Raw genomic sequence first — 10,875 nt, forward strand, 5'->3', positions numbered from 1 at the left:
CCCCCCCCCCCCCCCCCCCCCCCCCCCCCCCCCCCCCCCCCCCCCCCCCCCCCCCCCCCCCCCCCCCCCCCACTATTGTAGTGTAAAATTAAGGGAAGATCGAAGTTCGATCCGATAGAAAACAGTGAAACACGTGAAGGTGTGGGGCTTGACGTGAAAACTCACTGGTCGTTTTTCAAGATTCGGGAAACCGGATCTTTTTTGTTGCCCAAGCCAAGAAAAAAGGCCTCCGACGAGGCCTTTTTCCAAGAAAGTTTTAAGAAAGGGAATTTGATTATGAAGTGAGCTTCTTTCAGCTCAACCGTATTTAACCACATTCTTTTCAAACAGGCGAGTGGAACGCATCAAAATTTTCATCCAATGGATTAAGCGCGCCCATTCCCCTTCGACTTGTTTGATCGTTACAGCCGCGATTACCTCGCACTCATCCTTTCTTTTGTTCCTCGAGCAGCGCCCGGATCTGTTCGGGCGTTTCCTTCATACCCCGCTTGTACCATTCGTCACACCACCCAAACATCAAATAGGCGACGGTCACCTTCGCATAGGCGGAAGTCGGATCGTCGTTTTTATCGTGTTGAAGTTTCTTTAAAATCGCGTCCAGCAACACATATTGAAGATGGTTTTGGTACAAAAGGGAAATCAGTTTTTTATTCGTTTCATAAAAGCGGAAGAGGTCGTCCATTTTCGCGTTGTCCAGGGAAGCGCGCTCAAGACATTCCAGCAAGTAATATTCGACGATTTCCTCCTTTGAATCGAAATTGCGGTAAATCGTGATGTGCGACAAGCCCGCCTTGCCGGTGATCTGTTTGTTGGTGATTTCGGAAAACGGCGTCGTTTCCATGAGCTGGAACAGCGCTTCGGCGATCCATTGTTTCGAGTTTTCGCTTTGTTTCGACATGTGTTAGAAATCCTTTCCGTTTCGAACAACACAGGCGTGCCGTCTTGTCGCCTGTTGTTCCATATGTTACAAATATAACTGTTACTACAATAACATCTTTAACCGGGATGTCAAGAAAGGAAACGTATGTGGACGAAAAAGAGAATATACATTTTGATCATTGTGGCTCTATGCGGCATTGTGTTAGGACGGCTCGCCGTGCGCGGGGCGATGAACGCGCTCATGGGCGGCACGATGTTTGGCGGTGATTTTTTATGAAAAGGAAGGGAAGAGGAATGTTTGTGCTGACATGTGTCCTCGTATTCGTAATCAGCTTCGCTGGTTCGGTTGCGTTTAAAATGAAGCATCAGCCGGTGTGGACGAAAGCGTTTCGCGTGGACTGGAGCGACAAAGTCGGAACGGTATACGAGGATTTAAGCTATGGACCAAAAGAAGCGAACAAATACGATTTGTATGTGCCGGCCGATACCGGCAGACCGGCGTACGGGCTTGTCGTGTATTTGCACGCAGGCGGTTTTACAGCCGGGGACAAGGCGGGCGACAAGGAAATGCTCGAATGGCTTTGCTCGCTTGGCTATGTGGCGGCTGGCGTCAACTACACGCTGTTTGGCGAGAAAAATCCGCAAGCCAGCGTGTATTCCCAGTCGCTGGAAATCAAGGAAAGCGTTCCCGCGATTGTCGACGAAGCCAAGCGCCTTGGCTATCCAATCGACGGAATGGCCATTGGCGGCGGTTCGGCCGGCGGCACCTTGGCGATGCTTTACGCGTATCGGGACGCGAAAACGTCGCCCGTGCCCGTTAAACTGCTGTTCGAGGCGGTTGGACCGGCCAGCTTCGATCCAAAAAGCTGGGACACGTACGGACTGGATCAAAGTCCTGAAGCGGCGGCCGGGTTGTTTAGCGCCATGGCCGGCCAAACCATCACGCCGGAAATGATCGAGGACGGCTCGTATGTCGAGGCGATGAAGCCGATTTGGGCGTCGATGTGGGTCGACAAGGACACGGTGCCTAGCGTGATCGCGTATGGCGCCCACGACAAAGTGTGTCCGTTTAAAACAGCGAAGCCGCTGGTTGACGCCTTGCGGGCCAACGACGTGCCAGTGGAGTATTTCGAAATGCCACATTCCGGCCATGGCTTGCAAAACGACAGCGCGCTGTACCGGAAGTACATGGAGGCGATTCGGGACAATCTCGCCCGGTATTTACCGGTTTCGGAAAGGAAATAAAGGATGAAAAGGATCGTGAAAAGAATGGTGATTGTTTTGGGGGATTGGCGGCATCGGGGTTGCGCTGTATCAAGACGCCGGTTGCGATGTGGTGGCGGTGGAAGTCAAAGAACAGGATCACGGAATGCATCAAACTTATTATATGGACGATTACCTGAAATGGCTGAAAACGACATAGGAATAAAAATTCTCACATAGCCAGTCCATTAAAAAAGCCGGACACATTTCATTTATTGGATTAAAAGTGTATAATAGTATCAACGATAAATTGGGAAAGTGGAGGAGATTGAATATGCGGTTAGACGGTTTTGGATTGTTCGTAAACGATATGGGAGCAATGATTCGATTTTACAGAGATGTGCTTGGCTTTGAGATTCAAGAGAGTGAGCAGACATCCAATGTATATCTTGTGAAGGACGGGACATTGTTTTTGCTTTACGGCAGAAAAGATTTTGAGAATATGACAAGTAAAAAGTACGAATATGTAAAGGGATTAAACGGTCATTCGGAAATCGCGCTTTATGTGGATACTTTCGAAGAAGTGGATTTAGAATACGAAAAGGCGATACGCAATGGTGCGACTTCTGTTTTAGAACCGACAACAGAGCCTTGGGGACAGAGAACGTGCTTCATAGCTGATCCGGAAGGAAATCTGATTGAAATTGGTTCATGGAACAAATCTTTTGAAACAAAAGACAAAAGATGAAATTCCCGTTTGTTGGGGAGTTGAGAGAGTGAAAAAACGGAATTTGAGAGGAAAACTGTATGATTAGAACAAGACCGTATAAAGCTTCGGATGGAGATGCCATATTATCGTGGTGTCAGGATGAAAAAGCGTTTTATCAATGGACAGCAGGTATACTTGGCAATTATCCGATAACACAAAAGGAATTTTGCTTGGTTGAATCTCTAATGCCGTTTACTGCATTTGATGAAACAGGAATCGTTGGCTTTTTTACGCTAAGAAACCCGGATGAATCCTTGGATGAACTACGTTTTGGATTTGTGATTGTAAATCCTCACAAGAGAGGAAAGGGCTATGGAAAAGCCATGCTCCGGCTAGGCCTCAAATTTGTATTTGAAATGTATGGAGCAAAAAAAGCGTCCTTGGGCGTTTTTGAGAATAATCTTCCGGCTTATTTTTGTTATAAAGCGGTCGGTTTTAACGATGTTGTTCTTGACAGAACGGAAACCTATTGTGTTCTAGGTGAAGAATGGAAGTGTAGAGAATTGATTATGGAAAATAGATAAATCCCGTTTTTTATTGAGTGGAGAACGCGTCTACAAAATAAATAAAAAGCCCCACCCATGCAGGAAATCTAAACAGGTGATCCTGCTTTTTCTATGTCGGGAATCCGGGAGAAAAGAGGACGCACACTGCTATGCATTTTGATATAACAAATCATCTAAAAAAGCCGAATGAATGATTATCAGGGCTTAAAATCAGGTGAAGAACACAAAACGCTGCGGGAAAACTGGGTCGTCTTTTTAACGAAGAAGGATTTCCTTAAACAAAACGAGCTGTTTTATACGTATGAATGGTTCAACCGGAAATGGAAGCGGATCCTGCATACGAAAGCGCACATCCGTTTTGTCAATGGAGAATACCGGGGCGATGACGCGATTGGAAGGCTGATGCATGATTTCCACTGTACAAACCCGGATGACATGTTTTATGATGAGCTTAGAGAAGCCGTATCGTATTTTAAAAAGGAACCGGAAGTAGTGAATGCCATGTGTGAGATCATGAGAGAATTTGAAAGAGAGTCGCGAAATAAAGAGCGTGAAGAAGGCATGTCCTATGAAAAAATCGCGCGGATCACCAATCAATCGTTATCGAAAGTAAAATCGGTTTTTAAGGCGCAGCAACCCGCGTAGCAATCGGGCATCATGGCATAGGTCATGATGCTCTTTTTCTAAATACGTACTCGAATTTCATTCCTGTAAATTTCGATCCAGAGGAAGGAAAGCAATGAATATGCACAAGTGTTTGTAAAAAAACAGGACTCAGAAGGATGAAAAAATCAAAAGGAGACACCATTTTGATGCCTCCAAATAACAATCTTTTCGAACGTATAGTTTCCCATCCATTCGGTTCTTCTTATTTTGTTTTTGGCTGGAAAAAGCGATGGGCAGCCAGCGCCAGCAAGCCGGAAAGGAAAGCCGCGATCCAATAGCATAGCGCCATGGGCAGCGACTGGATCAAAAAGCCGAACACGATGTTGCCTAACGGAACGGCGCATTGGCACGAGGCCATGACGAACGCCATCGTCTTGCCAAGCTGGTCGGCTGGGGTGATCGTTTCCAGCCACGTCAGCAGCACGATGCTCGCCATGGAACCCAGCGCCATGAGCAGCCATAAACCAACGGCCAGCGCGCCAAAAGAAACCGGACCGCCTTGGGCGATTCCCAACAGCAAGGCGATGAGCGCCAAAACGACGGCGCAGCCAGCCATGATCGTTTTGATTTCCTTCGTACCGGCGGCTTTTACGCGGGCGGAGGCGAAAAGAGCGCCCGTGATGCCGCCAATGCCGATGGCGGCTTCCAAAAGCGACAAGTGGAAATCGGCGCTGGCGCCCGCGTACCAATGCTGCGTCACAAGAACCGGAACGGAAACGCTGATCAGCCCGGAAACGACGAGATTGAACAAGGCGATCAAAACGAGGCCGCGACGAATGAGATTGTTTTGGAGGACGACGCGCCATCCGGTTTGAAAATCTTCGCGAAGCGTTCGCTGTTTTGGATGGAAAGGAATTTTTAAAAACAATTCCAGCAGCGCGGAGACGAAAAAGCAAACCGCCAGAACGAGCAAAAACGCGGTTTTCGACAAGACAGGATTGAAAAGCGCCGCCAGGACCGGGCCGATGATGGCGGACAGCTGTCCGATACCCGAAACGATGGCGTTGCCCTTCATCCAGTTCGCTTCGTCCAGCAGCGCCGGGACACTCGCGTTCACCGTTGGCTGGTACGCGCCCTGAATGGCGTACAATACAAGCAGCGCGATCGCGCACACGACAACGGGATCAAGCGCCTTCCACGCCAGCGCGACGAGCGTGACCAAAAGGGCGGTGAAAAAATCGAGGCCGGCCATGATGCGTTCTTTGCGCCAGCGATCCGCCAACACGCCGCCAACCATGGACAAAGCGATGGACGGAAGCAAGGCGATTCCGGTTACGAGGCCAAATAGAGAAGGGGAACCGGTCGCTTCGAGCAGCCAGAGTGGCAACAAAAAGCGAATCGCCGCGTTGCCAAACAAGGAGATGATTTGGCCAACGCACAACAAAAGAAATGATTTGGATGAAAGCATAGTGGATTTCCTTTCTTAAGTACCGACCGACGGTATGTATCGCGGTAAAAGAAAATCGCCGGTTGGCGAATTTCACGCCGCTTTCGAGGCGAGCGTGGCGAGATGGGCGAGCCGTTCGATGGCTTCGTCTTCAATCAAGTCGAGGCCGCACTGGCGCAGCATCTTTTGCAGCAGTTTCGCTTTGCGCGTAATTTTATTCGCGTCGGCCTGGATTGCCAGCGGATTGAGCCAAATGTTGCCGGCCAGCAACAGCAGCTCCGCCAATTCGTCCGGGTACCCGGTCACGATGGAGCCATCCTCGACGCCTTCGCGAATGAGAGGGGCGATATAGGCCGGCGCGACATGGTGGATGGAGTCGTCCCGCATCCGGGCCAGCATGAATGGATCATCATAAAGGCGGGGCGCGGCTTGAAACAAATCGTCCTGGATTGGCTGGGCGATGGAGCCGCAAAAGATCGCTTTGAGCTTTTGCGCGCCATTCATCGTCGAATCGGCGCGGATCTTGTTCAGAAATTGAACGGACTGTTCGCTCATCCGGGTGATGACCGCTTCCAGAATTTCCTCTTTGCTTGCGAAATGGTGGTAGATCGCGCCTTTGCTCAAGCCGTTCAAATCGTGAAGAATGTCCTGAATGGATGTTTTTTCGTATCCTTTTTCAGAAAACAGCCGCTGGGACACATCGAGAATTTGCTGGATCGTCGCCTGGGAATCGCGTTTTTTCGGCATAGGGCCTCCTTTACATACCGTTGGTATGTTTATCGTATCAAACTTTTGCGGTCCACGCAATGAAAAAACCGGCTATTTCACCGGTTTCACGTAGGCGTCGAAATAATTTTGATAGACGTCGAGATTTTGATCGCTTTTGATTTTTGTGCCAAAGAGCGCCTGCGGCTTGGATTCGATCGCTTCCGCTGTCAGGAAACCAACCGGCGTTTCCAACGCGTACGTCCCGGTTGGCCCGCAAGCCCAAATGTCCTCGTTGACATGCGGCGTGCCGGCAAACTTGCGAAGCATCGTCGCGATGGCCAGCTCTTCAGGATAGAGGCACATTTTAAACGTGTTGGAGCAATACGGAAACGCGTCGGCCAGCGCCTTGGCGCTTTCCGGCGTCAAAATGAACCATGGAAAGCTCAACACGAGCGTGTCTTCGATTTTTCGCTGTTTGAAGTTGTGCACGATTTTCGAAGTCATCGCGTTCATGCCCTTGATCATCCGGCTCGTTTGAAAGTTCATCGTGTTTGTGAAGAACGCGTAGTTTTCAAATCGCTTGGCGATCGTTTCATCGTGGTCGGAATCGTTGACGACGTAGTAAATGTCCTGACCTTCGTGCTCGTTCAAATACGCGACGATCGTGTCGCGGGAGCGGATGGGCATCATGCCGTCCGTCATCAGGATGAACCGGTCGTAGTGCTTGCGCTCGTTGATTTGCGCGTCCAGCGCGTTGCGCAGCTGGACGATTTGACCGCGCGGCAGCGACAAATCGGCGTCCAGCGCTTTTTGCTGGATTTGGGAAACGTGAAGCGCCGGCTCGTCGGCGTAGGAAATGACCATTTGATCCCGCAAGTCGTCGTCGTTGATCATGACGAACACTTCGTCGCCAGGCTCGATGAGCTGGTCGACATTTTCCGACAACTCGTCAAACGACGTGCCGGTGTAATGCATGCAGTAGGCTATTTTCATGTTTGTTTTCTCCTGTTTTTCTTTTTATAGTAGCGTTCCGCAAAAAGAAAAACAAGCCGGTTCCGGCTTATTTTTCCTCGATTCGGGCGATTTCGTCCATTACCTCTTCCAGCGACTCGCTTGCCAGACGAACGGTTTCCCGGCATTTGAACGCTTTGGTGTAGTGCACCGGCTTGACTTGGGCGCATTGCGTCGCGCCAAGCTTCTTGTTGAAAGCGGCGACGACTTTTTGCGAGTAGGGACGAAGCGTGTCCAAATGGTCGTGCGCCTTGGTTTCAACCGTCATTTTCGACAAGGCGGCTATGCTTGCGCACAACGCCCCGCACGTCAATCCCGTATACATGCCGCTGCCAAACCCGGCCATCATTTTCAAGTCTTCCTCGTGCAGGTCCAGCCCATAGTACGCGTCGCAAGCGCGGATGATCGCTTCCGAGCAGTTGTATCCGGCCGCGTAGTTTTCCAAAGCGAGATCGGTGAGGCTCATGACGATTTCCTCCATCCAAAATCGCGTAAAATCGCTTCGACATCCTCGTCAAACGTGCCAAAAGTAATGCCGTATTGGGCAAGCTTTTGCGCGTCCAGACGATAGTCGCGGAACCGGTCGGCGTACCGCTCCTCGTTTGGCAAAATGTAGCGCGCGATGGCTTCCGGCGTCGCGCCCAGCATCGAGGCGACCGTTTTCGCGCTTTCATACGTCGATTTGTCGTTGGCGGACGCGACATGGTAAATGCCGGCCGGCAACGTCGTAATGGCTTCAAATTGCTCAGCCAGCCGTCGGGCATACGTCATGCAACGCTTTTCATGCACGGTAAATAGCGTTGGCTGCTGGTGCAAGATGGCGTTCATGACATTGGATACGATGTTTGGACTCGCCTTGATGCCTGGCATTGACAAGCCCATCATCCAGGAAAAACGCAAAATAACCGCGTCCGGACACCATTGATGGAGAATTTTTTCGCATTCGATTTTATTTTGACCATAGACCGTCACGGCCGCTATGTCCTCTTCTTCGGCAAAAGGTCCAAAATTCGTCTTGCCGTTAAAAACCTGCTCGGTCGAGCAAAAAATCAGGCGGGCCCCTTTTTCATGGCACACTTTCGCGATCGCCTCGGTCGATTCCACGTTGATTCGATGGGCGAGCGCCGGATTTTCTTCGCATACAGCGGTCGTCGCGTTGGCCGCCGTATGGAGGCAAAGATCAAAATCCTGTGAGCGGACAAAGCGTTCCACCGCGTCCGGATCGGACAGGTCGGCATCTTTGCGCGTCATTTTGATCCAGTTGAATTTCGTTTGGTTGACAGCGGCGATATACGAGGCGATATACCCGTTGGCGCCGGTGACTAAAATTGTTTTCATCTTCAATTTCCTTTCGTTTGACTATAGAGCAGGTGCGCTCCTTGTTTTATTGTAACATGAGAAAGGGAAGCGGGAACGAAGGCGCTTTCATATTTTTTGAAAGGGTATTCGACACCATCGACGACCAGCGTCGTGTCCTCGCCAAGGTTGGACAACAGAAAGTACACTCCGTTGCCGGCGATGTCGATGTCCTTGTCGGCGAAAATTTCGTCTACGACGTAATGCGGGGTGTCTCCGATGCGGCGTGTCGTGTTTTGCGCCGGCACAAACGTTGGACGCAACGCGAAGTTGGCAACATCGAACGATTCCTTCAAATGGAGCGGGCGCTGGCTTCCGTCGGCGTTTTTGCGGTTGTAGTCGTAAAAACGATAGGTGACATTGGAGTTGGTGCCCACTTCGATCGCCAAAATGCCGGCGCCTAACGCGTGAAGCATGCCCGCGGGAATGTCGATGTAGTCGCCCGGTTTGACTTCCTGATACGACAAGTAGTTTTCCAGCGTTCCGTCTTCAACGGCTTTTTTGAGCGTCGCCGGATCGTCGGTCGTGGTGCCCGCGACAAGCTTGGCGCCCGGCTCGGCGTCGATAATGTACCAGCTTTCGTCTTTGCCGAAGTCGTTGGCATGCTCCATGGCGTAGGCGTCAAACGGATGGACTTGAATGCTCAGGGCGTCCTTGGCGTCCAGGAAGGCGACGCGCAGCATTTCGTGCATCGTGATGCCTTTTCCAAGCATCGCTTCCGGATCGCTGTCAATGAGCGCCTGAAGCGTGCAGCCCGCGTCGCGGACCGGGTTTGTGCAATACGGATGGGCGCTCACTTCCCACCATGTGCCATAGTTTTTGTCGGCGTGGCGGAACGTGGACATTTTGTCGTTGCCCCAAATCGTGTAGTCGGGAATCGGTTCTAAGATGTATGGTTTCATTGGTTGGCTTCCTCCTTGAATTGTTCGAGAATCGTCAACGAAGCGCTTGTGCCAATCCGGCTGGCGCCCGCCTCGATCATCGCCCGACACGTTTTCCAGTCGCGGATGCCGCCTGCCGCTTTGACTTTCACGTCGTCGCCAACGACGGATTTCATCAGCGCCACGTCTTCGACGGTCGCGCTGGTCGGGCCAAATCCGGTGCTCGTTTTAATGTAGTCGGGCCGGACTTTTTTCGCGATTTCGCTCAAGGTTTTGATTTCGTCTTTTGTTAAATAGCAGTTTTCAAAAATGACTTTGCATGGCACGTTGTATTGGTGGCAGAGCGCCGTCATTTGCCGCATTTCGTCTTCGATATACGCCCAGTCGTGCATTTTCGCCTTGCCGATATGAATGACGTAGTCGATTTCGTCGCTGCCATCCTGGATGGCGCGCTCGCATTCAAACAGCTTGCTTTGCAGGCCCGACTGGCCAAGCGGAAACGAAATGGCTGCGCCAACGTGGACATCCGTTCCCTCAAGCCATTGCTTGCATGGGATGACCCAGGCGGTGTTGATGGCGACCATCGCGCTGCCCATGGCTCTCGCCTCGTCGCAAAGCTTTTTCATTTCCTTGTCGGTGGCGTCGGCTTTCAAGTACGTATGGTCAAAGTATTTCGCTAGTTCTTTTTCATTTGCTGGTAATGTTTTCATGTTGAACTCCCTCTTTTCGGATGTATTATAGCATACTAATTTAATATATTGATATACCAAATTAAGAAAATTTTCTCTGTTGGTGTAAAATCGCTTCGTGGTACAATGGATGCGAGGTGAGATCATGACAAAACTGGATTCGTCGATTCCGTATCGCAAGGTGTTGATGGTGCTGCCAAAAAAACGGATCGAGCGTGTTTTTGATTTGAAGGAAGGGTTTTCGTACGTTCCGTTCGACGACGATTTATTTGAACCGTGGTGTGCTCTGCAAACAAGCGTGAATTTGTTTTCGTCCATGGAGCAGGCGCGAGACGCCCTGGCAGCCATGCTTGAAAAAGACCGCGCTTTTTTTGAAACCCACTTTTTATTTGTGAAAAACGAGGCGGGTCAGCTGGCGGCTTCCGCCGGATTGTGGCCCGGACGCGATTTTGACGAAGAGCGGCTTCGTGTGCATTATGTGGCGTGCGACGAGTCGTGCCAGCATCAAGGCATTGCCAGGGCGATGCTCACAAAGCTTGGCGCGATGTACGACTCGATCCCGTCGAAGTATCCTTTGTACCTTTCGACACAATCCCAGTCGTATGGGGCGATCGCGTTGTACGCTTCGCTGGGGTTCACTCCGTATTTGGGCGCGTATCGCGGCAGTACCCGGGAGCAAAGCGAGCAAGCGTGGGAGGAAACGACGCGGATCTTGAAAGAGCGGGGCGCGTAAAAACAGCAGAGCGATCTGGTGTTTTTTTTGTTTTTGGGGTTTAGCACTTATCGGTTGACACTGCTAAAAGGATGGAGTATGATTTCC

The 10,875-nt window shown here is 50.8% G+C and carries 15 protein-coding genes; 7 read left to right on the forward strand and 8 right to left on the reverse strand.

All coding sequences use genetic code 11. The features are described 5' to 3' along the window. Positions 1 to 424: 424 nt before the first annotated feature. Positions 425 to 898: a TetR/AcrR family transcriptional regulator gene (locus ABNS49_RS13280; RefSeq protein ID WP_135980526.1), complete on the reverse strand. Its 474-nt coding sequence runs from the start codon at positions 896 to 898 to the stop codon at positions 425 to 427. 126 nt (positions 899 to 1,024) lie between these two features. Between ABNS49_RS13280 and ABNS49_RS13285 the strand changes: the two genes are divergently transcribed. From ABNS49_RS13285 to ABNS49_RS13310, 6 genes are all read left to right on the forward strand, one after another. Beyond that, on the forward strand, positions 1,025 to 1,156 hold the full coding sequence (locus ABNS49_RS13285; protein WP_277820819.1) for a hypothetical protein: 132 nt from the start codon (positions 1,025 to 1,027) through the stop codon (positions 1,154 to 1,156). Positions 1,157 to 1,173: 17 nt separating this feature from the next. After that, complete coding sequence (locus tag ABNS49_RS13290; RefSeq protein WP_135980527.1) at positions 1,174 to 2,124, forward strand: alpha/beta hydrolase; 951 nt, start codon at positions 1,174 to 1,176, stop codon at positions 2,122 to 2,124. 31 nt (positions 2,125 to 2,155) lie between these two features. Further along, a complete protein-coding gene (locus ABNS49_RS13295) occupies positions 2,156 to 2,302 on the forward strand; it encodes a hypothetical protein (protein WP_168353597.1) in 147 nt (48 codons plus the stop codon). Positions 2,303 to 2,416: 114 nt separating this feature from the next. After that, positions 2,417 to 2,830: a VOC family protein gene (locus tag ABNS49_RS13300; protein ID WP_135980528.1), complete on the forward strand. Its 414-nt coding sequence runs from the start codon at positions 2,417 to 2,419 to the stop codon at positions 2,828 to 2,830. Positions 2,831 to 2,889: 59 nt separating this feature from the next. Beyond that, the gene (locus ABNS49_RS13305) at positions 2,890 to 3,375 is read left to right on the forward strand and encodes an N-acetyltransferase (protein ID WP_135980529.1); all 486 of its coding nucleotides are present in this window, start codon (positions 2,890 to 2,892) and stop codon (positions 3,373 to 3,375) included. Positions 3,376 to 3,543: 168 nt separating this feature from the next. Continuing rightward, entirely contained in the window at positions 3,544 to 4,002 is a 459-nt protein-coding gene (locus tag ABNS49_RS13310) for a hypothetical protein (protein WP_135980530.1), read from the forward strand. A gap of 223 nt (positions 4,003 to 4,225) precedes the next feature. On the opposite strand, the gene ABNS49_RS13315 is transcribed toward ABNS49_RS13310, so the two are convergent. From ABNS49_RS13315 to deoC, 7 genes are all read right to left on the reverse strand, one after another. Then, positions 4,226 to 5,431, reverse strand: coding sequence for an MFS transporter (locus tag ABNS49_RS13315; protein ID WP_135980531.1), 1,206 nt, complete (start codon positions 5,429 to 5,431; stop codon positions 4,226 to 4,228). Between the two features lie 72 nt (positions 5,432 to 5,503). Continuing rightward, positions 5,504 to 6,157 carry a TetR/AcrR family transcriptional regulator gene (locus ABNS49_RS13320; protein WP_135980532.1) on the reverse strand — a complete coding sequence of 218 codons (654 nt, stop codon included), beginning with the start codon at positions 6,155 to 6,157 and terminating at the stop codon, positions 5,504 to 5,506. Between the two features lie 72 nt (positions 6,158 to 6,229). Then, positions 6,230 to 7,111, reverse strand: a complete 882-nt coding sequence (locus tag ABNS49_RS13325; RefSeq protein ID WP_135980533.1) for a hypothetical protein — start codon at positions 7,109 to 7,111, stop codon at positions 6,230 to 6,232. 67 nt (positions 7,112 to 7,178) lie between these two features. Further along, positions 7,179 to 7,595, reverse strand: coding sequence for a C-GCAxxG-C-C family (seleno)protein (locus ABNS49_RS13330; protein ID WP_135980534.1), 417 nt, complete (start codon positions 7,593 to 7,595; stop codon positions 7,179 to 7,181). Continuing rightward, positions 7,592 to 8,467: a sugar nucleotide-binding protein gene (locus tag ABNS49_RS13335; protein WP_135980535.1), complete on the reverse strand. Its 876-nt coding sequence runs from the start codon at positions 8,465 to 8,467 to the stop codon at positions 7,592 to 7,594. Before ABNS49_RS13335 ends, ABNS49_RS13330 begins: the two co-directional genes overlap by 4 nt. Before the next feature lie 2 nt (positions 8,468 to 8,469). Then, positions 8,470 to 9,387 (reverse strand): class I mannose-6-phosphate isomerase, encoded by a 918-nt coding sequence (locus ABNS49_RS13340; protein ID WP_135980536.1) that lies wholly within the window; start codon positions 9,385 to 9,387, stop codon positions 8,470 to 8,472. Then, positions 9,384 to 10,076 (reverse strand): deoxyribose-phosphate aldolase, encoded by a 693-nt coding sequence (gene deoC, locus ABNS49_RS13345; protein ID WP_135980537.1) that lies wholly within the window; start codon positions 10,074 to 10,076, stop codon positions 9,384 to 9,386. Before deoC ends, ABNS49_RS13340 begins: the two co-directional genes overlap by 4 nt. Positions 10,077 to 10,200: 124 nt before the next feature. Here deoC and ABNS49_RS13350 point away from each other — a divergent pair, with 124 nt between their 5' ends. After that, entirely contained in the window at positions 10,201 to 10,788 is a 588-nt protein-coding gene (locus ABNS49_RS13350; protein ID WP_135980538.1) for a GNAT family N-acetyltransferase, read from the forward strand. The last annotated feature ends 87 nt before the right edge of the window (positions 10,789 to 10,875 follow it).

Source organism: uncultured Dubosiella sp., from assembly GCF_964018005.1.
GTDB lineage: Bacteria > Bacillota_I > Bacilli_A > Erysipelotrichales > Erysipelotrichaceae > Dubosiella > Dubosiella muris.